This is a genomic window from Caballeronia sordidicola, assembly GCF_001544455.2.
GTDB classification, from domain to species: Bacteria; Pseudomonadota; Gammaproteobacteria; order Burkholderiales; family Burkholderiaceae; genus Caballeronia; species Caballeronia sordidicola.
Map to the genome: position 1 here is coordinate 69,018 of NZ_FCOC02000008.1, position 23,126 is coordinate 92,143.

The 23,126-nt window shown below is 61.8% G+C and carries 22 protein-coding genes; 11 read left to right on the forward strand and 11 right to left on the reverse strand.

Going from position 1 to position 23,126, the window contains the following annotated elements:
* Positions 1 to 332 precede the first annotated feature (332 nt).
* From AWB64_RS14990 to AWB64_RS15000, 3 genes are all read right to left on the reverse strand, one after another.
* Positions 333 to 611, reverse strand: coding sequence for a hypothetical protein (locus AWB64_RS14990; RefSeq protein WP_060856339.1), 279 nt, complete (start codon positions 609 to 611; stop codon positions 333 to 335).
* A 51-nt stretch (positions 612 to 662) separates the two neighbouring features.
* Positions 663 to 1,811 (reverse strand): Rieske 2Fe-2S domain-containing protein, encoded by a 1,149-nt coding sequence (locus AWB64_RS14995; RefSeq protein WP_060856222.1) that lies wholly within the window; start codon positions 1,809 to 1,811, stop codon positions 663 to 665.
* A 240-nt stretch (positions 1,812 to 2,051) separates the two neighbouring features.
* Positions 2,052 to 2,687 carry a DUF938 domain-containing protein gene (locus tag AWB64_RS15000; RefSeq protein ID WP_060856223.1) on the reverse strand — a complete coding sequence of 212 codons (636 nt, stop codon included), beginning with the start codon at positions 2,685 to 2,687 and terminating at the stop codon, positions 2,052 to 2,054.
* 359 nt (positions 2,688 to 3,046) lie between these two features.
* Between AWB64_RS15000 and AWB64_RS15005 the strand changes: the two genes are divergently transcribed.
* From AWB64_RS15005 to AWB64_RS15020, 4 genes are all read left to right on the forward strand, one after another.
* Positions 3,047 to 3,565: an ankyrin repeat domain-containing protein gene (locus AWB64_RS15005; RefSeq protein WP_099050543.1), complete on the forward strand. Its 519-nt coding sequence runs from the start codon at positions 3,047 to 3,049 to the stop codon at positions 3,563 to 3,565.
* A gap of 119 nt (positions 3,566 to 3,684) precedes the next feature.
* Positions 3,685 to 4,776: a hypothetical protein gene (locus AWB64_RS15010; RefSeq protein ID WP_244164068.1), complete on the forward strand. Its 1,092-nt coding sequence runs from the start codon at positions 3,685 to 3,687 to the stop codon at positions 4,774 to 4,776.
* A 14-nt stretch (positions 4,777 to 4,790) separates the two neighbouring features.
* On the forward strand, positions 4,791 to 6,074 hold the full coding sequence (locus tag AWB64_RS15015) for an MFS transporter (RefSeq protein ID WP_060856225.1): 1,284 nt from the start codon (positions 4,791 to 4,793) through the stop codon (positions 6,072 to 6,074).
* A gap of 6 nt (positions 6,075 to 6,080) precedes the next feature.
* A complete protein-coding gene (locus AWB64_RS15020; RefSeq protein WP_060856226.1) occupies positions 6,081 to 6,824 on the forward strand; it encodes an enoyl-CoA hydratase/isomerase family protein in 744 nt (247 codons plus the stop codon).
* A 1-nt stretch (position 6,825) separates the two neighbouring features.
* On the opposite strand, the gene AWB64_RS15025 is transcribed toward AWB64_RS15020, so the two are convergent.
* Positions 6,826 to 8,211 (reverse strand): FAD-containing oxidoreductase, encoded by a 1,386-nt coding sequence (locus AWB64_RS15025; RefSeq protein WP_060856227.1) that lies wholly within the window; start codon positions 8,209 to 8,211, stop codon positions 6,826 to 6,828.
* A gap of 225 nt (positions 8,212 to 8,436) precedes the next feature.
* Between AWB64_RS15025 and aldA the strand changes: the two genes are divergently transcribed.
* The 4 genes from aldA to AWB64_RS15045 all read left to right on the forward strand — a co-directional run bounded on the left by aldA (position 8,437) and on the right by AWB64_RS15045 (position 14,150).
* Positions 8,437 to 9,861 (forward strand): aldehyde dehydrogenase, encoded by a 1,425-nt coding sequence (aldA, locus tag AWB64_RS15030; protein ID WP_060856341.1) that lies wholly within the window; start codon positions 8,437 to 8,439, stop codon positions 9,859 to 9,861.
* Between the two features lie 66 nt (positions 9,862 to 9,927).
* Positions 9,928 to 11,256, forward strand: a complete 1,329-nt coding sequence (locus AWB64_RS15035; protein WP_244164069.1) for an MFS transporter — start codon at positions 9,928 to 9,930, stop codon at positions 11,254 to 11,256.
* Positions 11,253 to 12,470, forward strand: a complete 1,218-nt coding sequence (locus AWB64_RS15040) for a mandelate racemase/muconate lactonizing enzyme family protein (protein WP_060856228.1) — start codon at positions 11,253 to 11,255, stop codon at positions 12,468 to 12,470. Before AWB64_RS15035 ends, AWB64_RS15040 begins: the two co-directional genes overlap by 4 nt.
* Before the next feature lie 15 nt (positions 12,471 to 12,485).
* Positions 12,486 to 14,150 (forward strand): GMC family oxidoreductase, encoded by a 1,665-nt coding sequence (locus tag AWB64_RS15045; protein ID WP_060856229.1) that lies wholly within the window; start codon positions 12,486 to 12,488, stop codon positions 14,148 to 14,150.
* Here AWB64_RS15045 and AWB64_RS15050 read toward each other — a convergent pair.
* Positions 14,117 to 15,013, reverse strand: coding sequence for a LysR substrate-binding domain-containing protein (locus AWB64_RS15050; RefSeq protein WP_208603282.1), 897 nt, complete (start codon positions 15,011 to 15,013; stop codon positions 14,117 to 14,119). The genes AWB64_RS15045 and AWB64_RS15050 overlap by 34 nt on opposite strands.
* Before the next feature lie 254 nt (positions 15,014 to 15,267).
* Between AWB64_RS15050 and AWB64_RS15055 the strand changes: the two genes are divergently transcribed.
* A complete protein-coding gene (locus AWB64_RS15055; protein ID WP_060856231.1) occupies positions 15,268 to 16,566 on the forward strand; it encodes a cation:proton antiporter in 1,299 nt (432 codons plus the stop codon).
* Between the two features lie 36 nt (positions 16,567 to 16,602).
* Here AWB64_RS15055 and AWB64_RS15060 read toward each other — a convergent pair whose 3' ends face one another.
* Both AWB64_RS15060 and AWB64_RS15065 read right to left on the reverse strand, forming a co-directional pair.
* Positions 16,603 to 17,712 (reverse strand): saccharopine dehydrogenase family protein, encoded by a 1,110-nt coding sequence (locus AWB64_RS15060; protein WP_060856232.1) that lies wholly within the window; start codon positions 17,710 to 17,712, stop codon positions 16,603 to 16,605.
* Positions 17,713 to 17,869: 157 nt separating this feature from the next.
* Positions 17,870 to 18,331, reverse strand: a complete 462-nt coding sequence (locus AWB64_RS15065; protein ID WP_060856233.1) for an Lrp/AsnC family transcriptional regulator — start codon at positions 18,329 to 18,331, stop codon at positions 17,870 to 17,872.
* Positions 18,332 to 18,578: 247 nt separating this feature from the next.
* Here AWB64_RS15065 and AWB64_RS15070 point away from each other — a divergent pair, with 247 nt between their 5' ends.
* Positions 18,579 to 19,100 carry a Spy/CpxP family protein refolding chaperone gene (locus tag AWB64_RS15070; protein WP_060856234.1) on the forward strand — a complete coding sequence of 174 codons (522 nt, stop codon included), beginning with the start codon at positions 18,579 to 18,581 and terminating at the stop codon, positions 19,098 to 19,100.
* A gap of 169 nt (positions 19,101 to 19,269) precedes the next feature.
* Positions 19,270 to 19,704, forward strand: coding sequence for a PGDYG domain-containing protein (locus AWB64_RS15075; RefSeq protein WP_060856235.1), 435 nt, complete (start codon positions 19,270 to 19,272; stop codon positions 19,702 to 19,704).
* Positions 19,705 to 19,745: 41 nt separating this feature from the next.
* Here AWB64_RS15075 and AWB64_RS15080 read toward each other — a convergent pair whose 3' ends face one another.
* The 4 genes from AWB64_RS15080 to AWB64_RS15095 form a co-directional block, all read right to left on the reverse strand.
* Positions 19,746 to 20,114 (reverse strand): DUF3022 domain-containing protein, encoded by a 369-nt coding sequence (locus tag AWB64_RS15080; protein WP_060856236.1) that lies wholly within the window; start codon positions 20,112 to 20,114, stop codon positions 19,746 to 19,748.
* Position 20,115: 1 nt separating this feature from the next.
* The gene (locus AWB64_RS15085; RefSeq protein ID WP_099050540.1) at positions 20,116 to 20,934 is read right to left on the reverse strand and encodes a YhfC family intramembrane metalloprotease; all 819 of its coding nucleotides are present in this window, start codon (positions 20,932 to 20,934) and stop codon (positions 20,116 to 20,118) included.
* Positions 20,935 to 20,998: 64 nt separating this feature from the next.
* The gene (locus AWB64_RS15090; RefSeq protein ID WP_060856238.1) at positions 20,999 to 22,039 is read right to left on the reverse strand and encodes a LacI family DNA-binding transcriptional regulator; all 1,041 of its coding nucleotides are present in this window, start codon (positions 22,037 to 22,039) and stop codon (positions 20,999 to 21,001) included.
* An 89-nt stretch (positions 22,040 to 22,128) separates the two neighbouring features.
* Entirely contained in the window at positions 22,129 to 23,103 is a 975-nt protein-coding gene (locus AWB64_RS15095; RefSeq protein WP_060856239.1) for an NAD(P)-dependent oxidoreductase, read from the reverse strand.
* Positions 23,104 to 23,126 lie beyond the last annotated feature (23 nt).

A 23,126-nucleotide genomic window follows, 5' to 3' on the forward strand; every position in this document is an offset into this window, starting at 1 on the left:
AGCTAAATGCAAACGGCCCGCGTGAAAGCGGGCCGCTGGAACAGATGTACTGCAACAACGTAATGCCGGGAGTTTCATGCCGGAAGCTTCAATTCGAACCAGCGGCAAAATCCTGCTTGACCTTACCGACGTTGCTCAATGCAAAACGTCATTGCGCCTATTGCCGCTTGCTCGCCTCCTTCTTCAGCTTCTTTGCTTCTTTCTTTTCTTTAGGCGATTTAAGGGCGACCTTTTTCTCGGTTTTCTTCGCGTCCTGGGCTTTGCTCATAATGTGCTCCGTGGTTGGTCTTGAATCTTACCCGGGTTATGGCCCGGGCTGGCTACGGCCTGTGTCAATCGATCCGTGAACGCAGTTCTTCGGCGCTCACGAGCAGCGCCTGATAGCCGGAGCGCGCGTGCTCGGGCAGATCCGGATCGCCAACAAGCGTTCCAAGCGTTTCGATCACGCTATATAGAATGCCCTTTGCAGCCTTGGCGGCCAGGACGCCCGATGAGTAGGAACTGTCGACGTGGCTGATCGCTGCGTCGAAGTGATCCTGCTCGGGCGGCTCGGTCGCGCTGACTGAAGCATTGACAGGCGTGCCGCGGTCTTCTGTCGGGTTGGGTTCCATGATGATCGGCCTCTTTGGTTGGTACATGATTCTCTGCTGCTACATACAATATCAGTCGCTTGCCGGCTGGATCGGCTGGATCCTATGCACGCGACGTTCCACCGCAGGTTCGCGAACCGGCGCGCCGCATTCCGTCAAGAGCGAACGCAGTTCGAGAATGACCGGAAACACCTCGTGATTATGATCGGCGCCCTGCCTGTCGTGCGCTTCCTGCTCGCGTTCCACGATCCACCGGTCTTCCTTGAAGATACGCTCGGTGAACCACACCAGCAATGGCCACGCGGCATCGAGAATGCCCGGAATCTTCGGCCGCCGGATGGACAGCAGACCGAACGTGCGGTTCGTGCGCTGCTCGGCGTCGAGCGGCACGTATGCAATCCACAGATCCATCACCATCGTCTGGTCCTTGGTACGGATCCGGAGCGTCTGGTACGGATATTCCGTGCGGATCGTCATTACGTCCTTGTTGTTGTCGTCGGGCTTGGTGCCACGTTTCTGGCTGAACACGAGCGCTTCGCCAATCGGCTGCTTGCCCTCTTCGCGCGCGAACGTGTAATTCACCTCCACCCAGTCCGCGCCCCGGCTGCGCCCGACCGAACGCGCCTTCATCTGGCCCATCTGCTTGCGATGCAGGAACTGATGGTTCATGTCCATCAGGTTCTCGTGCATGAAGGTGTAGTGGCACTTCACCTCGCGGCCGAAGCGGCGGGTTTTATAGGCTTTATCGCCGACAGAACCCAGCGCCGGGAACGGCACGGTTTCAGCGAGCAATGGATCGCCCGGGAAGATGAAGATCAGGCCGGCTTCTTCGCGGCACGGGTACGAGCGCACGCCGTTGGGCAGACGCTCGCGCCCTAGATAAGGCACGTCGATGCACTTGCCCGAGCAGTCGTAGGTCCAGCCGTGATAACAGCACCGGATGGATTCGCCGTCGACGACCCCCGCATGCAGCGGCACCTGCCGATGCGCGCAGCGGTCTTCGAGCGCAAACACCTTGTCGCTTTCGGTACGGACCAGCACGACCGGTTCGCCCGCGAACTTCACGCCATGCGCTTTACCACGCTTGACTTCGCGCGACCACGCGACGGGATACCAGTGATCGGGATGAATATCGACGCGGCGCAGATCGCGCGGCGGGGTTTGAGGATGTTCGGCAGGCGTGCCGCTCGTGACGGCGTCCTGCTGCAGCGCTACATGCATGTACGATGCCTCCGCTTGAGGGTATCGGCGAAAATCGGCGGAAAACCGCCGAAACTGGCGAAAAAATGTTTTTGGGGAGACGGCGTAACCAACGGGTCTCACGCAGTCTACACGCGAGAGGCCATTTAAGGCGCAAAGGCGCAGCGCTGAAAGTTCGGCGAAGGCCTGCGGGGCGGGCATCGGACCGGAAAATACAGCGCTTTTGCGAAGCGCCGCCGGCAAGCCCGGCCGGCATCCTGGCTAGATCCGCGCGCGCCTGAATACCAGGCTGAAGTTGTTGGCGGGCATGGGCACGACTTCTTCCATCAGCAAGCCTGCCCGCCTTCCCAGCTCCACGACGTCCTCCATATTGCGCACCCCCCATTCGGGATGGGTCGCGCGAAGCTGGGTATCGAAGGCTTCGTTGGACGGCGCCGTGTGCGTGCCCTCGCGTTTGTAAGGACCATAGAGGAACAGGACGCCGTCGTTGGTCAGCCGCTCGCCTGCGCCCCGGAACAGCGCTTCGGCCGCAGCCCACGGCGCGATGTGGATCATGTTGATGCAGACGATTGCCGCAAGCGAATCCGGCACGGGCCATGGGCTGGCGCATACATCCAGCTCGATCGGCGGGTTCAGGTTGGCGAGCGCGGCATGAGCCCGCCATGCATCGATGGACGCGCGCGACGCCGCGTCCGGGTCGCTTGGCTGCCACGTGATGCCCGGCAGCGCGGCCGCAACGTGCACCGCGTGCTGCCCGGTGCCGCTCGCGATTTCGAGCACAATGCCGGTCTTCGGCAACACGCGCACGAGGACATCGCGGATCACGTCGCGATTACGCGTGGCAGCGGGCGCAACGCGGCGCGAGGTATCAGGCGTGCCGGAATTATCGGAACTCACAACGCGTCTCCAGATGAAGTGTTGGCGAGCGTAAGCGCACCGTTTGCGCGGGTCAAGCGAAGATGCAGAGCGGCGCCACGCCTCATACGGCGGGCTCAGGAACAGCCGGCTTTGGGGAGGCCCGAATCCTGCTTCTTCGTGCGGCCCTCAATCAAACCTGTGTATCCTGACGCACTTGGCCGGCGCTGGACACTCGTACTTGAAACGCCGGAGACCGGCCTGCCGTGGGCGAAGCGGATCGCCATATCGCAGGAAACGCGAATGCCGGCCGTCCCGGTCCATCTCACTCCATGGAGCCTTTCATGAATCCCGAGCAACCCGATTCCCGTTCAGGCGAGCAAAACCCAAGCTCTGAGACCATGAGCGAAGAGCTCATCAACTTCGCCGCCGAAGTCTTCGATACCGCCCGCCGCGGCGACGCCGCCATGCTCGACGCGCTGCTGCACAAGGGCTTGCCGCCGAACATGCGCAATGACAAGGGCGACACGCTCGTCATGCTCGCGAGCTACCACGGACACGCCGACGCCGTGCGCGTGCTGCTTAAGCATAAAGCCGATCCGAACCTGCGCAACGACAACGGCCAGACGCCGATTGCAGGCGCGGCGTTCAAGGGTTACAAGCCGGTTATCGAAGCGTTGCTCGAACATGGCGCCGACGTGGAAGGCGCATCGCCCGACGGCCGCACGGCGCTGATGATCGCGGCCATGTTCAATCGCGTGGAAATGGTCGAATTCCTGATCGAGCACGGCGCGAATCCGGACGCCCGCGACGCAAACGGCTTTACCGCACGCGACGCCGCCGCGAAAATGGGCGCCCCCGACACCGTCGCGCGTCTCGCCCAGGCAACCGAAGCGAAATCGCGGCCGCCGGGCGTTTGATTAGCACCAACACAACGGCAGTAAAACCGAAGTAAAAACCGATAACCCCGCGCCATCGAGTCCTCCCATCGGCGGCGCACGATTCTTTGAAGGTGATCCGGCAACATGGAGCTCTTGTGATGAGTGGCGGCTTCCCGCGGGGCGGTTTCCCGCTTCGAGCGTACGACTGGCGCTGGCGCACGATGGCCAGGACGCTTGCGATCCTGATCGGCCTGGCGGTTCTCTCGGTCATGTCCGGATGCAGCCTGTTCCCGACACAACCGGCCGCGCCGATCATCGATTTGTCGACGCCGCAGCCGGCAAGCGAGCCCGAAGTCGTGGAACCGGAAGAGGAGCCAGCCTCCGCGCCGGTCGTCGCGCAACCGCCGGCCGAGCAAAAAGCGCCGCGTCCGAAACCGAAGCGCCGTGTTGTCGTGCCCAAGAAACCGCCGCCGCCTCCGCCTCCGCCCGTGGAAGAGAAAGCGCCGCCGGCTCCGCCGCCGCTTCTCACCACGCGCATCCTGCAGCACGAACAGATTCATGGCCTGCTCGACACCGAGATCCAGCGCGACGGCAAGGTCGTCGGCCGGGCGGTGGACATGTATGTGGATGCCACGGCCAAACCCCGGCTCATGGTCGTGAACCTGTCGGGCTTCCTCGGCGTGGGCGACCGCAAGGTCACGTTCCCGTGGAGCGCGTTCCGCTTCAATCCGCTGGACAAGAAAGCGCCCGTCACGTTCGTGATGCCCGCGCCGGCGAACGGCAAGGCCAAGCCGGAAGCCCCGCCAAAACCCGGGTCGGTCGCCGATATCCCGCCGTCCCTCGCGCAGCTTGTCGATTCGAACGTCACGCAGAAAAGCGGCGCGCGCATGGGCCGGGTGGTCGACGTGCTGATCGATTCACAGGCGCAGCCGCAGGCGCTCGTGATCGATCTCTCGGATTCCCTCGCTGGCGACAAGCGGCAAGTCGCGGCCAACTGGCCGGACCTGCATGTGATTTCGCGCAACAAGGTGCTGCAATTGCAACTCGATTTCACCGATACACAGATCAAGGCAGCGCCCACGTATTCGCCCGATCAGCCGATCAAGATCGTCTCGCCGGTCGTTCCGCCAGCGGAGCCAGCTGCGGCGTCGGCGCCGGAAGCTGCATCGGCATCGGCGGCGGTGCCGGCTTCAACGTCCTCGGGTCCGGTGTCGGCTGCAGCATCCGCCGCACGGCCCTCGAAACAATGAGGACGATCTGAAATATGGTTACTGCACGAAGTCTGCGCGCGCTGGATTGGCTGAACTTTTTCGTCGCGAATGTGCAGACAGGTTTTGGGCCTTTCATCGCGTCCTATCTTGCCGCGAACAAATGGACACAGGGCGAGATCGGGCTGATGCTGAGCGTCGGCACGATCAGCGCGATGGCGAGCCAGTTGCCAGCCGGCGCGCTCGTCGATGCCTTGCGCAACAAGAAAGGCGCGGCCGCCGCCGCGATCATCGCGATCATTGTCAGCGCGCTGCTGCTCGGCGCGAGCCCCACGTTCGTCTCCGTGTTCGCGGCCGAAGTGCTGCACGGGTTCGCCAGTTGCATGCTCGTTCCCGCCATGGCCGCGATCTCGCTCGCCCTCGTCTCGCGCGCCGATCTCGGCGACCGGCTGGGACGCAACGCGCGCTGGGCGTCCATAGGCAGCGCGCTGACGGCGGCCTTGATGGGCGTGTTTGGCGAATACCTGTCGCTGCGCTCGGTGTTTTTCCTCACGGCCGCGCTGGCGTTGCCGGCGCTCGTGGCGTTGAACATGATCCATCACGAGATGCCGCCCGTCGTGCCGCGCATGAAAAAGGCGGCGGCGAAAGCAGGCGCGAATCTCGCCGATGCCTTGGGTTCGGCGGGCGGCGAGCGCCCCGAAAGCCTGCGCGATTTGCTGCGCGATCCGCGTTTGCTGACGTTCGCGGCGTGCGTGGTGCTGTTCCACTTGTCGAACGCGGCGATGTTGAATCTCGCCGCCGGCGAAGTGACCGCGCACATGGGCGACAACGTTCAACTGGTGATCGCGGCCTGCATTATCGTTCCGCAATTTATCGTGGCCGGGCTGTCGCCGTGGGTCGGACGGCAGGCGCAAAGCTGGGGACGGCGGCCGGTGCTGATACTCGGTTTCTCCGCGCTGCCCTTGCGTGCGCTGCTGTTCGCGGCGGCCAGCAGCGCGAGCAGCCCTTATCTGCTCGTGCCGGTGCAAATGCTCGACGGTATCAGCGCAGCGGTGTTCGGCGTGATGCTGCCGCTGATCGCAGCCGACGTGGCCGGTGGCAAGGGCCGGTATAACCTGTGTATCGGCTTCTTCGGGCTCGCGGCGGGAATTGGCGCGACCCTGAGTACGGCGATCGCCGGGTTTGTCGCCGACAAATTTGGTGTGAACACGAGCTTTTTCGGACTTGCGGGCGCGGGTGCACTGGCTGTCGCACTGGTTTGGCTGGCCATGCCGGAAACACGCGACGCCGCCGCCAGCGAAGAAGCCGCAAAAAAGAAGGAAGTTACGCCGGCGGGGTGAACCGATATGACAGAGACGGGCGTGAACGAAGGATTTTCATGGTCGCGCCATGAAGGCGTGGTGACGATCCGGCTGACGCGCGTTGCGCAGCACAACCGGATCGATCCCGCCGACATTGCCGGGTTGCGGGAATCGGTTGCCAATGCCTCAAGCAATGCGGATTCAATCGCACTTGTGATCACCGGGTCCGGTAACGCTACGTTCAGTTCCGGCTATACCCTTGCGGCGCTGGCTGCAGGCAATATCGATGATTCATTCGAAAGCCTGCTGAACGAACTCGAAACGTGCCCACTACCTACGATTTGCGCACTAAATGGCAGCGCCTACGGCGGCGCGACGGATCTCGCGCTGTGCTGCGATATCCGGATTGGCGTTGAAGGGTCGCGAATGTTCATGCCTGCGGCGCGCATTGGCTTGCACTATTACCCGGACGGCATGCGGCGCTACATTCGTGAACTTGGACTTGCGCAGGCCAAGCGGCTGTTCCTCACAGGCATGACAATCGATGCGCCGGAAATGCTGCGGATCGGCTTTCTGACCGATCTGGTCGCTGCCGAACAGTTGACAACGTGCACGACGGAGTACATCGATGCGTTGCGTGCCTGCGAACCGGACGCGGTACGGTCGATGAAACGACAATTGAACGCCATCGCCGCGAGCGACCCGTCCGCGTTGGCCGATCGATCCGCATACCAGGCTTCGCTTCAAAGTCCAGCGATCGCAGAACGCATCAAGCGTCGCCGAAGCTGAATCAAACCAACGGCTTCAACATCCCCAACAACGTAGGAATCAGCTCGCTCACGGTCGGATGAATATGCATTGCGCGCTGAAGCGTGGTGTACGGCGCATCGGCGTTCATGATGTCGATGAACGTATGAATTGCTTCGTCGCCTTCAATGCCGAGTATCGCCGCGCCGAGAATCTTCTTCGTTCCCGGGTCCACCAGCACTTTCATGAATCCATCCGTCTCGCCGCGCTCGCGCGCCCGGCCGACGCGCGACATCGGCATGGTGGCGATCAGCGCGGGACGGCCGTCCTTGCGTACGTCGGCTTCGCTCATACCCACGCGCGCAAACGGCGGATCGACAAAAACCGCATAGCACATGATCCGCGAATCGACGCTGCGCGATTCGCCATCGACCACGTTCGATGCAATGATTTCGTAGTCGTTGTATGACGTATGCGTGAACGCGCCGCGGCCGTTGACGTCGCCCAGCGCCCAGACGCCCTCAGTTTTGGTGCGAAGCTGGCCGTCGACATCGACCAAGCCGTGCTTATTCGGCACAATGCCTGCTTGCTCCAGTCCAAGGTCGTCGGTGTTCGGCGTGCGCCCGGTGGCGAACAGCAAATGCGATGCATCGATGCTCTTGCCGTCCTTCAGCAAGATCCGCACGCCGTCGTCCACGGCCTCGACTTTCGACGTCTCGGTGTTGAACCGGAACTCTACGCCATCGCGCGACAAGACCTTCTGCACTTGCTCCGCGAAGTCCTTGTCCTCACGCGCCAGGACCCGCGCGCCCCTGACGAGCACGGTCACCCGGCTGCCGAAGCGCGCGAACATCTGCGCAAATTCAAGCGCGATATAACTCCCGCCCACGATCGCCAGATGGTCGGGCAAATCGGTCAATTCCAGAATCGTGGAATTCGTCAGATATGAAATTCTGTCCAATCCCTCGATTTCCGGCACGGTTGCCCGCGTCCCGGTATTGATGAAAATGGCGTCGGCCGAAAGTTCGTGCTGCTGGCCGTCGTTGCCCTGCACGCTGATGGAATGCGGCCCGGTAAAACGCCCGTGACCGTTGAACACAGTCACGCCCGGCGTATCCCGCAACCACTTCTCCACGCCGCTGCGCGATTCGCCGATCACCTCGTCCTTGCGCGCCTTGACCCGCGCCAGATCCACGCGCACGCCGCACGCCAGAATCACGCCGTAATCCGCCGCGTGACGCGCCACGTGCGCCGCGCGGGCGCTTGCCACATACGTCTTGGTCGGCGTGCATCCCACATTCACGCACGTACCGCCGAACAAGGATCGCTCGATCACCGCCGTGCGCTTGCCGCTCCCGGCAAGCTTGACTGCAAGCGGCGCACCGCCTTGTCCGGTCCCGATCACGATGGCATCGAAGTGTTGCGGCATGTTCAATCTCCTCCTGATTTGACGATCAAGGTGTCCAGCGAGGGCTGCGGTTTTCGCATGGTAGCTCGCCACGGCCGCCGATGCAGCAGGAAAGGTCCGCGCCGCGCGTGCGTTTTACGCATGGACGGGTCGAGATTTAATCGCTTGTGGCCGAGTGTCACGCCCGATAAAACTACCGCCATTCACGTCGCGGATCCGCTGCGGCGCTTCTTCCGGGCAATCACGATGCGCACCTACCGAAATTTCATCGACGGCCGCCTGATCGACTCATCGTCCGATCGGTTTGCCGATGTCGATAATCCCGCCACTACTGAAATCATCGCGCGCGTCACGCTCGCTTCAAATGACGATGCGCTCGCCGCCGTGGAGGCTGCGTCCCGGGCGCAGAAAAAGTGGCGCAAGCTGAGCGCGATCGAACGTGGCGAACATTTGCGCCGTTTCGCCGACGCCATCGTGGAACGCGCGCCGCAGATCGGCGCGGCGCTCGCGCTGGAATCGGGCAAGAGCGTGGCGGATTCGGAAAACGAAGCCCGCTACGCCGCCGACATCACCCGCTATCACGCAGAATGGGCGCGCCGGATAGAAGGCGAAGTGATCCCCAGCGACACCCCGAATGAAAACCTCGTGCTGCATCGCGAGCCGATTGGCGTGGTCGCCTGCCTGATCCCGTTCAACTATCCGGTCTACACGCTCTTGCGCAAGGTCGCGCCCGCGCTGATCACAGGCAACGCGGTCGTGGTCCGGCCGAGCAACAACACGCCCACCTCCGCTTTCGAGATCGCCGAAGCCGCGCAGCAAGCGGGCCTGCCCGCCGGCATCTTCAACGTGCTCGCCATGGACCACGCGACCGCGGGCACAGTCTGCACGCATCCGGCCGTTGGCATGATCACGCTCACCGGCAGCGTGAACGCGGGGCGCATCGTGCTGGATTACTGCAAGGCGAATATCGCGAAACCTTCGCTGGAACTCGGCGGCAAGGCGCCCGCGATCATCGAGCCGGACGCCGATCTGGAAGCGGCGGCGAGCGCCATTGTTGGATCGAAGACCACGCATTGCGGGCAGTTGTGTACCGCGATGGAGCGCGTCTACGTCCACGCGAGCGTGCATGATCGTTTTGTCGAGTTGCTGCGCGCGAAAATGAGCGCGGTGAGTTTCGGCGACCGGGCAAAGGACGCATCGAAGATGGGGCCGCTGGTGAGCCGCACTGCCCAACAAAACATTCACGCCATGGTCGAGCGCGCGGTCGCCGAGGGTGCGAGCGTCGCGACCGGCGGCACGTTGCCCGACTGCGCCGGCTATTTCTACCCGCCCACACTGTTGCTCAATTGCCGCCACGACATGGAAATCGTGCGCGAGGAAATCTTCGGGCCGGTGCTGCCGGTGATCCCGTACAACACGCTCGACGAAGTCCTCGCAATGGCCAACGATCATCAATACGGCTTGTCGTCGGTGCTTTATACGGAGAACTATCGCACCGTAATGCGCGTGGCCAACGAGATCGAAGCAGGCGAACTGTACGTGAACCGCACGCCGGCCGATCCGTACCAGGGCTTCCACGCCGGCTGGAAACGTTCGGGGCTCGGCGGCGACGACGGCAAGCACGGCATGCTCGAATTCACCCAGACGCGCCTCGTCGTCATGAAGTACTGAATTTCCCCAACCCTGCACATCGATAAAAACGGCGCGCCTTGACGAGCGCGCTGAAGGAGACATATTGTGGATAAAACCTTGACCGGCATCACGCCGGCAGCCATTGAACCCAGCAGCTCGCAGCGCTACCTGCAGCTTCTGCTGCTCGTCATTGCCGCCGGCGCGATCTACCCGCTGCTGTATTTGCGTCAGGTCTATCAGACCCCGATGCTCGAGTTTTTTCATATCGACAACAGCCAGCTCGGTTATCTGTATTCGATACTCGGCACCGTTTTTCTATTCTGTTATTTGCCGAGCGGCTGGCTTGCCGACCGCATTGCGCCGCGTTTCCTGATCTGCTTTTCGCTGATGGCGACCGGCGCGCTCGGGCTGGTCTATTCGACCGCGCCGAGTTTCCCGGTCTTGTTCGCCGTGTTCTGCTGCTGGGGATTGACCACGGGCCTGACTTTCTGGGCGTCGATTCTCAAGCGCGTCAAGACCATCGCCCGGCGCGACGAACAAGGCCGCTTCTTCGGTTTGCTCGATGGCGGCCGTGGCCTGATCGAAGCGCTGCTCGCAACCGTCGCGCTCGTGATCTTCGCCACCGCGACCGAAAAACATGGCCTGCCGACGAACACCGGTTTTCGTTATGTGGTTTATCTGTATTCGGGGTTTTGCATTGGCCTTGGATTGCTGATGGCGCTGGTAAAAGAACCGCCCGCGACACCACAAGAACGTCAGCAAGCCGCCGACAACCTCAAGCAGAAACATAATCTTGGGCGCGATCTCCTCACGCTCATGCGCATTCCGCAACTCTGGCTGATGGCGGCCGTCGTGTTCTGCGGATACCAGATCTTCTGGGCGACCTACAGCTTTTCCGCGTACTTGCAGGTCGGCGACCTGAAGATGACCGTGGTGATGGCGGGCACGCTCACCACGCTCAAGCTGTGGATGCGGCCTATTGGCGGCATAGGCGGCGGGTATCTTGGCGATCGTTTCTCCACGCTTGGCGTCCTCGCGAGCGCATTGTTTCTTGCAGCGGCCGGGCTCGTGGCGCTGACCGTGCTGCCGAAAATGCATATCGACCCGCATGTGGGCGTTGTCGTCATCGCAATCGTGGTGCTGGTGATCGGCATCCTGACGTACGCCATTCGCGGGCTTTACTGGTCGCTGCTCGACGATTGCGGCATTCCGTTGCGTATCACGGGCCTCGCGATCGGCCTGGTTTCGCTGATCGGTTACTCGCCCGATGTGTTCCTGCCACTGGTGAACGGCTGGACAACCGAGCATTTCCCCGGCCTTCCCGGCTACCAGATCTATTTCTCCTACATCGCTGTGGTCAGCGTGATCGGCGGCGTGGCCGCCCTCGCCCTGATGCGCATGCGCAAGACCGTTACAAAGGATGCCATCCGATGAAAATCGTCTCTCTCGAAACGCATTTCGTAGCCGTGCCGCCACCGCATCTAGGCGGCATGTACTGGATCTTCGTGAAACTGAAAACGGCTTGCGGGATTGAAGGCGTGGGCGAAATCTATTCGGCGACGTTCCATCCGAAAGCGATGGCCCACATCATCGACGACGTCTTCGGCCGTTACTTGCAGGACCACGATCCGCACCACGTCGAGCGCTTTTTCCGCGAAGCCTATTCGAGCGGCTTCACGCAACGCCCCGACCTCACCATGATGGGTGTCGTGAGCGGCCTCGAGATGGCGTGCTGGGACATTATAGGCAAGGCGGCGGACAAGCCGGTGTACGAGCTGATGGGCGGTCTGGTGAACGACCGGCTGCGCTCATACACGTATCTGTATCCGAAGAACGCCGCGGGTGAATACGATTACGACGATGTCGACCTTGCCGCCGAATGCGCCGTGAAGAACGCGGAACTCGGCTTCACCGCGGTCAAGTTCGACCCGGCTGGGCCGTACACCGCGTATTCCGGACATCAGCTTTCGCTGGACGTGCTCGAGCGCTGCGAGACGTTCTGCAAGCGCATCCGCGAAGCCGTCGGCAACCGATGCGACCTGCTGTTCGGCACGCACGGGCAGATGGTTCCATCGTCGGCGATTCGTCTTGCCCAGCGCCTTGAGAAATACGATCCGCTGTGGTTCGAAGAGCCCGTTCCTCCTGGCCAGGAAGACGCCATGGCGCAAGTCGCGCGGCACACAAGCATTCCGATTGCGGCGGGCGAGCGGCTTACCACCAAGTACGAATTCTTCAAGCTGCTGCGCTCGGGCGCGGCATCGATTCTTCAATTGAACGTCGCGCGCTGCGGCGGCCTGCTCGAAGCAAAGAAGATCGCGGCGCTCGCCGAAGTCCATTACGCGCAGATCGCACCGCACCTCTACAACGGTCCCATTGGCGCGGCCGCGAGCATCCAGCTTGCCGCGTGCACGCCCAATTTCCTGATCCAGGAAAGCATCGGCACGTGGGACGGCTTCCATTCGCAGATCCTGAAGACGCCGATCAAATGGGAAGACGGCTACATCATTCCGTCGAAGGCGCCGGGACTCGGCGTGGAACTGAACATGGACGTGGTGCGCGCGCATTCCCCCTATACCGGCGACCGCCTGCACTTGCAGATGGCGTCAAAGCCCGCCGATGTACGGGATTCTTCTCCGGCCAGAGGCTGAGGCGAGCAACCAGATATGACTTACGACTACATCATTGTGGGCGCCGGATCGGCCGGTTGCGTCCTGGCGGAACGGCTGTCGGAATCGGGGCAATATTCCGTGCTGGTTCTCGAAGCCGGCGGCAAGGCCGATTCCTTCTGGTTCAAAATACCCGTGGGATTTGCAAAGACGTACTACGATCCCGGCTGCAACTGGATGTATTACTCCGAGCCCGAGGCGGAACTCGCCGGCCGCAAGATCTACGCGCCGCGCGGCAAGGTGCAAGGCGGTTCGGGCTCCATCAACGCAATGATCTTCGTGCGCGGCGCGCCCCGCGATTTCGACGACTGGGCCGCGGCCGGCAACCCGGGCTGGTCGTACAAGGACGTGCTGCCGTATTTCCGCAAGCTCGAGACGCACGCCGCGGGCGACACGGCCGTGCACGGTTCGAGCGGCCCGATCCACGTGACATCGATGAAAGACGGCATTCATCCCATTACGCGCCATTTTCTCGATGCCTGCGACGAACTGAAATTTCCGCGCAACGACGACTTCAACGGCGCGCACATTGAAGGCGCGGGCGTGTACGACGTGAATACACGCAACGGTCAGCGTGCATCGAGCAACGTGGGGTATCTGGGACCGGCGTTGAAGCGCTCGAATGTGACTATTGAACATCACGCGCTGACCACGCGCGTCATGTTCGACGGACGCCGTGCAACAGGCGTTGAAGTTTCCCAGAACGGCGTCAAGCGGACCTTCAACGCGAAGCGCGAAGTGCTGCTGTGCGCGGGCGCGGTCGATACCCCGAAGCTGCTGCAACTCTCGGGCGTCGGCCCGGCGCAACTGCTTGCGCGCCACGGCATTCCCGTTGTGCATGCGCTTGCCGCTGTTGGCCAGAACCTGCAGGATCACCTGTGCGCGAGCTATTACTATCGAGCGAATATTCCGACGCTCAACGGCGACTTCAGTTCGCTTCTGGGCAAGCTGAAACTCGGGCTGCAATACTTGCTGACGCGCAAGGGACCGCTTGCGATGAGCGTGAACCAGGCGGGTGGATTTTTCAGCACTGATTCCGCTAGCGAACACGCGAACATACAGCTTTACTTCAATCCGCTGTCCTATCGGATTCCGAAGTCGAGCCGCTCGCAACTCACGCCCGAACCCTATCCCGGCTTCCTGCTCGCGTTCAATCCGTGCCGCCCGACGAGCCGTGGTTCTATCGAAATAGCGTCCGCGAATCCAGCCGATGCCGCGCTGATCCGCGCGAACTACCTGACGACGCAAAAGGATATCGACGAAGTGATCCAGGGCAGCCGCCTGATCCGTTCCATCATGAAGGCGAATGCGTTGCGCGCGGTGACGGTGGAAGAAACATTGCCGGGAGAGCCGCTCGTGCCCGATGGCGACGACGCCGCCATGCTCGAGTATTTCCGCGCGAACAGCGGCTCGATCTATCACCTGTGCGGTTCATGCGCGATGGGACCGGATGCCCGGACCGCCGTAGTGGACAATCGCTTGCGCGTGCACGGCCTGGACGCGTTGCGGATCGTGGATGCGTCGATTTTCCCGAACGTCACCTCCGGCAACATCAACGCGCCGGTGATGATGGTCGCGGAAAAAGCCGCGCAGATGATCCTGGACGACGCCACCACGCCAGGTTTCGTTCAACGCAAGGCGCTCGCCGCCGCTTCGGCCTGAAGCCATTGCTGGAACAAGCGCTGCGTCCCGCTTGCACGCTGCTCGGGACGCAGCACGAACCAGTACGATTGCCGTCCTTCGATCTCCACGTCGAGCACTTGCCGCAACTGCCCCGACGCCAGTTCGGCCGCGATCATGTGGCGATCGGCAATGGTGATGCCCATGCCGTCGACGGCCGCTTGTATCGATAAATCGAGCACGTCGAACTCGTGGCCGCCGTCCGTATCGACGCCTTCCACACGCGCCGCGTCCAGCCAGTGCTGCCACGTCAAATAGCGCTGGTCCTCACCCGAAAGCACATGCAAAAGCGTGTAGCGGTTCAAATCCACAGGCGCGCCCTCGCCTTCGCGGTCCAGTAAAGCCGGCGCCGCCACTGCAATATGCCGCTCGTGCATCAGCAAGGTGCTTTCCAGGTTGCTCCATTCACCATCGCCGAAACGAACCGCGCAATCCAGCCGGTTCGAATCCGTGATGCCATCTTCCACGCGCGTGGTGATGCTCAGATCCAGGTCGGGGAACGCCTCGCGCAGACGGCCGAGACGCGGCACGAGCCAGCGAGCCGCGAACGTGGGCGGAACGTTGATGCGCAGCCGGTTCACATCGTTTTTTTGGCTGATCGCGCGCACGGTCAGCTCGATCTTGTCGAACGATTGCTGCAGCGCGCGCAAGAGCACCCGGCCGCTGGGCGTCAGCACCAGATGTTGATGTCGGCGCGAAAAGAGCGTCTCGCCAACCTGTTCCTCGAGTTGCCGGACCTGCCGGCTTACCGCGCTTTGCGTGACGCTGAGCAGCGTCGCGGCGCGGGTAAAGCTGCCGGTGGTCCCGGCAGCCTCGAAGGCTTTCAGCGCATTGAGCGCAGGCATTTTGCGTTTCACAGGGTTTGAGTGATTCGATGGTTCATGGTCCCGGGAGGTCGGGCGCGGTGCGTTCTTCCATTCGCGTGATCTCGTTTGCGTAATGTTACGCAGCCCGCCACCGCAACTGTGGCGATTTCATCATTTCACGCATTGGAGGGAGAAGCGGGCCGTCCGGCATTATCCGCTGGATGATCCTGGTTGCCCTATCGTGGCACGTCCCTTGCTCAAACAGGCCTACGTCGTACCCACCTCAGGCTCTCATGACCGAAACGATATGGTTTCTCGTCGTTGGCGGTGTGCTCATCTTCATGGGGCTTGCCAGCTCGACGTTCAAAGAACTGCCCATCAGCAGCGCAATGGTGTACCTCGCCATCGGTTTTGGCCTCGGTCCATTTGGCGCCGGCCTGCTCAGGATCGATCTGCTCGGCGAAGCCACCGTGCTGCGCCGCATAACCGAAGTCGCCATGCTCGTGTCGCTTTTTGCTATCGGCCTGCGGCTGCGCGTGCCACCGACCGACCGGATCTGGCTGTTGCCGTTGCGACTCGGGCTTGTGGCGATGGTCGCGACCGTCGCCATTATGACGCTTGCCTGTGTCTTCGTGCTGCACATGAGTTGGGGACCCGCACTGCTGATCGCCGCAATGCTCGCGCCCACCGACCCCGTCCTTGCCCACGATGTCCAGGTTCAGGTGCCCGGCGACGTCGACCTCCTGCGCTTTTCGCTGACCGGCGAAGGCGGCCTCAACGATGGCATCGCGCTGCCGTTCGCGTTGCTGGGCATTGCGGTATGCAACTACGAGGCGTCGCCGCAACAGGCGTTAAGCTGGCATTTCGCTGGCGACGCGCTTTGGGGCGTCGCTGGGGCATTGGCCGTCGGCTGGCTTCTGGGTGACCTCGCTGTGCGGCTGATTGCGTATCTGCGCACGCGCCATAGCCTCGCGCTCGGGCCAGAAGGTTTTTACGCACTCGGCCTTATCGCGCTTTCGTATGGCGTAGCCGAACTGATGCATACCTACGCGTTCCTCGCCGTATTCGCCGCCGGCCTCGCAATGCGCCGTGTCGAACAAAAGGCGAGCGGCGATAAATCCGCGCACGAAGCGGTAGGCAAGATCGACGCGCAAGACGTAGGCGCGACCGCGTCCGATCCAGACCGCGCGCACGCGTTTGTTGCTGAACGGGTGCTCGGGTTCACCATCGAACTCGAACGCATTGCCGAGGTCGCGGTCATGCTGATGGTGGGAAGCGTGCTCGCGAATGTCTGGGATCGGCTGTTCACGTGGCACAGCGCGGCGGTCATTGCGTTGCTGTTTTTAGTGGCGCGGCCGGTGTCGGTGCAGGCGTCGCTTATCGGCTCGTCGGCTACGCGATCGCAGCGCCTGCTCACCAGTTGGTTCGGCATCCGCGGCGTCGGGTCGTTTTATTATTTGCTCTACGCGCTGGAGCATGCGCCCCGAAGCGCGGCCGAACCGTTGGCGCCGCTGGTGCTGGCGGTGATCGCGGCTTCGGTGATCCTCCATGGCATCACGTCCACGCCGTTGATGAACCGCTATCGAGGATGAGATTCCGGGGCGGCTTTCACGGCCGCCCCGCTCCTTTCAAGCTTCCTCTAGCGCCCGAGCGCTCGTGACTTCGAGTGCGCCTTCATACAGCCGTCCGAAGCGGTTTTCCAGGAAGGCCTGCAAAGGCACCTCCTCCTGCCGGATAAAGCCGTGACCCGGCAATACACGCTCGCGGAACAAATCGAGCTCGGCGCAAACCGCACCGGCCGTCGTGATCTGGATGGCGCTCATGGGCACACCACATACTTTCTTCGCGAAAATCTTCCGCGTGAAGACGTCCTGCACCAGACGGCCGTCGCGCATGCCGGTCGCCGTCACGAAAACCAGCACCACGTCCTGCGCCGTCGCTGGCACCGCGCGCCGCAACATGGCCTTCAATCCGTCACGATCGCTCGACATCCGCAAATCATCGAGCAGGAACTTCATCAACTCGCGATGGCCCGGATAACGCACCGACTTGTAGTCGAGCGACTCCACCTTCCCCGCCAGCGTCTCGCACAGGGTACCCAGGCCGCCCGATGTATTGAACGCCTCGTACTCGGTGCCATCAAGCGAAAAATGCTCCAGGCCTTCCAGCGGCTGGACCCATTGCGTATTGCCATCGCGAATTGCTTCGCATGGCTGACAATACTCGTTGATCAAGCCGTCGATACTCCACGTCAGGTTGTACTTCAATGCGTTTGTCGGGAACTCGGGCAGCGCGCCGACGCGCATCTTGACTTCGCGCAATTCGGTGAAACGCTTCGCCAGATCGTTCGCCACAATGCCGATAAAACCCGGCGCGAGCCCGCATTGCGGCATGAACGCGTGCGCTGAATCGCCGGCGATGGCGCGAATCGCATGCGTTGCGCGCACGTCCTCGGTCAGGTCGAAGTAATGCACGCCGGCCGCTTTCGCCGCTGTTGCAACGGTCACCGCAAGGTAATAAGGCATTGCGTTGATAAGCGCATCGAAACCCTGCAGGGCGAGGCGCAACGCATTGGCGTCGGCGCAATCGACTCGCCGTGCCGGAATATCCTGCGCTTCCAGAAGGCCGAGCGCGTGTGCGTCGCGGTCGAAGACCACGACTTCATAGTCACCGGTTTCACGCAGCAAACGAGCGATGCTCTGGCCAATCAGGCCTGCGCCGATGAGGGCTATTTTCATGTTTATCTCCTTGATGGCGTCACGGGGTAATCCCTGAACGCCAGTTTAGGAGCGCATGAATATTGATTAAAGACACAAAAAGATGCGAATCGACATCGATTTTCGACGTTTTGACCAATTTTCGATACAAAACGTCGAAATCCGATAATGCGAGCCGCTAACTCAGCCCGCCCCGATCCACCTTGCGCGCAAGAATGATCGACGTCGTGGTGCGCTCAACGCCTTCCAGCCCGCCGATTTCATCGAGGAGATCGTTGAGCCTGTCGGGCGAGTCGGCCCGCAGCCACGCGACATAATCGAACTCGCCGCTCACCGCGCAAAGCAGTTGCATCTCCGGCATCCTGGCGAACCGCTTTTGCACGTCGCGGCCATACTTCGGTGCGAGCTTGATGCCTACATAAGCCTGGATGCTGGCGTCGAGCACGTCCTGCCCGAGCCGCACGCCATAACCGGCTATGACGCCGGACTTCTCGAGCCGCGCGAGTCTGGCGATCACCGTGGTGCGCGCAATGCCAAGCTGGCGCGCCAGTTCGGCCACGCTCTCGCGCGCGTTCGCCTGCAACGAAGCAACGAGATTCCGGTCGATATCGTCAAGTTGATCGAGACGCGGCGGTCGCATGGAAACAAGATCCTTTCAAGGAGAGGTGAGACATTAGAGCACGGCCCTCGATCTGCGCCGGGTGCATCGAGTTGGTTAAACTGCGGGTCTTCATGTGAATTTTTCGCAGTCGTATCGGTTGTAAGCAGTTGTGGCAATGAAAGCTGGGCCGCGTGCTAACGTGATATTAATAGCGCGTTGCCAAGCAGCACATGAGGTATTTCGCGTGTATCGCTTGCCCCTTATCTATGGAACCAAGGTGTCATCCATGAAAAAAACACTCGTTGCACTGGCCGCCTCGCTCGCCCTCTCGACCGCATTTGCCCAGTCATCCGCTCCGGCTGCAGCGTCAGCGCCGGATGCGGCGGCAGCGCGCGGCCAGGCTCGCGAAGCCCACGTGGAGCAACGCATTGCCGACTTGCACAGCAAGCTGAAGATCACGTCGGCGCAGGAAGATCAATGGAACAAGTTCGCCGATGTCATGCGCGATAACGGTCACACCATCGGCGAGTTGTATCGCCAGCGTATCGCGCTCGGTTCGAACACTAGCGCCGTGGACGACATGAAGCAGTACGCGCAGATCACGCAAGCGCAAGCGGACGGCACGAAGCGCCTCGTGGATGCATTCGAGCCGCTTTACGCGAGCCTTTCGCCGGAACAGAAGAAGCTCGCCGACGTCAACTTCCATCAAAACGCTCGACGTGGCGAACACAAGGGCCGGCGTGCGCCGCGCGCGAAGGTTACGCCGGATAGCATTGCGCCGGACGCGGCATCCTCAACGAAGCCGTAAGTACTTGTTTTCAAGCGTAAGTCTTGCGGCAACAGCTTGAGGCGAATGGCAAAAAGCGCTTGCATCGGCATATCGATGCAAGCGCTTTTTAGTTTGCCGTGTGCAAAACGCAAGGCTTGGCGTTACGATCCCGGTTTCCTTTGGGCTTCGGCCTTTCACATTACAGCGCATGACATCGATTATCCTGATCCAGCTCGACCTCACTTCCGACCCCGCCGCCCGGCGCGTGGTGAAAGACGAAACCGTCGATGTCCAGTTCGCGCACGAGGCCGGTTCGCTGATGAGCCTGGAAGGTCCGAACCGCTATGAGATCGGCGATGCATTGATCACGGGCGCGACGGGCGAACGCTGGGTGGTGTCGCGAGATCGATTCGATGCGAAATATGTTCCACGCGATGAAATCAAACACGGCGACGCGGGCGCGTACAGGAACGTTCCGGCGGCCGTGCTCGCGAAGCAGATGCACGAAGCGTTTTCGATCGCGCGATCGGACGCGGGCGACGTGCTGCACGGCGTGGCCGGCGACTGGGTCATGCAATACGCGCCGGGCGACTACGGCGTGGTGAAAGCCGCGCGTTTCGCGAAGGTCTACAAGCCGGCATAAGCGGGATTCAACCTCGGCTTGAAGTCCGGACCCATCCCTATTCAGGCGAAATCGTCGCCCATATCGATCGCCACGTTCCGCGGAACCGTTTCCCCGTTCGCATACATCTCCTCGAGCGCGCCCAGTTCCGTTTCCACATACGCGCGCAGCACGGCGTAACTGCGCGCGTGCATGCGCGGCGGCATTGCCCTATAACGCGCAAGCGCGGCGGGATCGAAGTGAATATCGATGGCAATGCGCCGCGCCGTCGTCCCGAAACGCATGGCGATGTAATGAATCACTAGCGACACCCGGCCGTCGTCGCCGGAACGCTCGACGAATTGCGTCTGCTCCGGAAACAGGTCGCTGATAACGCGCGCCAGAATCTCGATATCGGCGCTTGGACATTCGAATTGATATTCGTCGCTCATCTCAGGCTCCGGTCTTCACGCGCGCTTCACGGTCGGCCGCTACCCGCACGCCGATGAAATATCGCCGCAACGCCCGCATCACAATAAGCCCGAACACCAGATAGACGGCATCCGCCGCGAGCAGCGGAATCAGCCGCGCCTGATAAAGCGCAATGGGCAACGCAATCAGCGCATGCGCCACGATCATGAACGGCAGCGTAAAGCGGAAACGCTCGCGCAGCATGTGCCACATCGCGACCGAGAAACCGATCTGGAAAACGAACGCCGCCGCGCGTTCTACCAGAAACAGCGCGGCGGATTCGGGCGTCAGGCTGTTCAGCACAATATGCAGCCGCAGCAGCGACTCGGCGGGAACGCTCGTGAAATACTGATCGAGCAGGTTGCGGTCGGCGAGCGTGGCGTACAAAAGCCATTGAAGCTGGACCAGCACGCCGACGAGCCACGCTTCAGCACCGCCATGACCGATTCCATAGCCCAGCGCCGTACCCGGCTTCTGCAGGGAAACGGGATTGCGCCGCGCCAGCCATTTCATGCCCACGAAGCGCCCGACTTCCTCGCAGATGCCTGTCGCCAATGCGCCGTAGATCACGAACAACGCCGGATTCATCAGCAAGCCAACCGTCGTGGCGTTGCTCAGTACGAGACCATGCAGGCCGCGTTCGATGACCATCGAAAAAAGCGCGAATACCGCTATGCCGACGATCACGTCGCGCCGCTCGAAGCCGTAGCGCGGCCTCATCCTGCGATACAGCCAGATAGGCAACACCGCGATCAGCAGCGTTGCGAGCGTAAGGCAAACCAGCGTCAAGACACTTACCATCAATCAATTCCTCAAAACCGTATAGCCCGGATTGTGCCAGTCCGCGCGAGTGGTCAGTGCATGGTCATTGCGTGGTCGAAGCCCGTATAACCAGTTCGCCCGGCAGCAGGCATTCACGCGGCGCGACGATTGCGCCTTCAATGCGTTCGTGCAGGAATTCGACCGCTCGCTCGCCTATGGTATAGGTCGGCTGGCGCACGGTCGTCATGCCGGCGAGTTCGGCCCACTCGGAATCGTCGATGCACATCAGCGCCGCACCGCGCTGCCAGTCCGCGCCATGGCGCTCCTTCATATGCAGCGCCACACGCAGCGCGACCGGCGCGTTCGCGGCAAACAGCGCGATACGGCGCTTGCGTTGCCGGGCGGCTTCGATACACACATCGATTCCGTCGAGCGCCCCAGCGGCCTGCTCGACATTATCCAGGTCGAGCACGATTGTCGCGCCCGACACCCCAAGGGCGACGATAGTGTCACGAAACGCCGCCTCGCGCACGCGGCGCGAGCTCACATGCGTAAAAGGCTGCACCACGAACACGAGTTCATCGAAACCCTGTTCCGTCAGGTGACGAATCGCCGCCGCGACCGCTGCGGTGTTATCGAGTCCGACCATGTCCGTGACGAGTCCTTCAATGGAACGGTCCACCAGCACGACCGGCACCCCGCCGCGCGCGAGCGTCTCCAGCGTTTCTTCCTTCACGCCAAGCGCATTCACGATCACGCCTTCCACGCGGTACGTGCTCAGCAACTGCAGGTATCGCCGCTCAAGATCGACCTCATTTGCCGCGTGGCAGATCAGCGGCATGTAGCCGAACGCATGGCACGCGGCCTCCACGCCCTGCAGCACTTCGACCGAATACGGATTCGTCAGGTCCGCGAGCAACATGCCGACAAGCCTGTTACGGCCGCGTTTCAGTCCGCGCGCCATCTGGTTTGGCCGGTAGTCCAGCCTGGCGATCGCTTCTTCTATGCGCTCTCGCAGGTCCTTCGAAAGCAGGCCCGTCTCGCCGTTCAGATAACGCGAGATGCTGGTCTTGCCGGTGCCGGCTTCACGGGCTACGTCGGTGATGGTCGCCCGGCGATCGTTGGGAAGGTGGTCTCTTGGCATGGTCTCGTTCGCCCATCGGTTGTGTTCCGGTAAAAACAAAGCGCGCCGCAGCGCGCTTTGTTGGTTGCCACAGATTCACGCCACGGCGCTCAGCGCTTCACCTTCACCGCTTCCGGATTCACCATATTGCTGGTCAGTGTGCCGTTGAGCGCGCCGATCAGGTTCTCGGCGGCGTTCTTGTTCATCGCGTGCCGGGTTTCGTGCGTGGCCGAGCCAATATGCGGGAGCGCGACCACGTTCTTCAGCTTGAGCAAGGGCGAGTCGGCTGCGAGCGGTTCCTTGACAAACACATCGAGACCCGCAGCCAGAATGGTGCCGTCTTGCAGCGCTTCGATCAGCGCGGATTCATCGACAGTCGGTCCGCGCGATGCGTTGATCAGGATCGCGCTCGGCTTCATTTTCTTCAGTTGCGCCGCGCCGATCAGGTTGCGCGTCTCGGCGGTCAGCGGCACTTGCAGCAGCACGAAATCCGAAGTAGCAAGCAATTCGTCGAGTTCAACTTTCCTTGCGCCGTAATCGCGTTCGGCCTGTTCGTTCGCGCTGCGGTTCGTGTAGAGCACGCGCATCCGGAAGCCCAGCGACGCACGCCGTGCAACCGCCCCGCCAATGCGCCCCAGGCCGATGATGCCCAGCGTCTTGCCCTGCACATCGACGCCAAACTGTTCTTCGCCAATGCTCTTCGTCCACTTGCCCGCCTTTACCCAATCCGCAAGTTCCACGACGCGGCGCGCGCTTGCGAGGATCAACGCGAACACCGTGTCCGCCGTCGATTCCGTCAGCACGTCCGGCGTATTCGTGAGCAGGATGCCCCGGCGGTTCAGGTCGTCGATATCGAAGGCATCGAAGCCCACGGACACCGTCGCCAGCGCCTTGAGCTTCGTCGCGCCCTCGAGCATGGCGGGCGTGATTGGCGCGCTCGCACCGATCGCGCCATCGGCGTCCTTCAATGCCGCGACGAACGCGTCGTGCTGCTTCGGATCGACGGTCGTGACGTCCGCGTGTTCCTGCAGATAGCCAAGCACGTCGGCTGGCAGCGGCTTGTACGCGACGATTTTCTTTTTCATCGAACGGGTCCTGTGGATCAGAT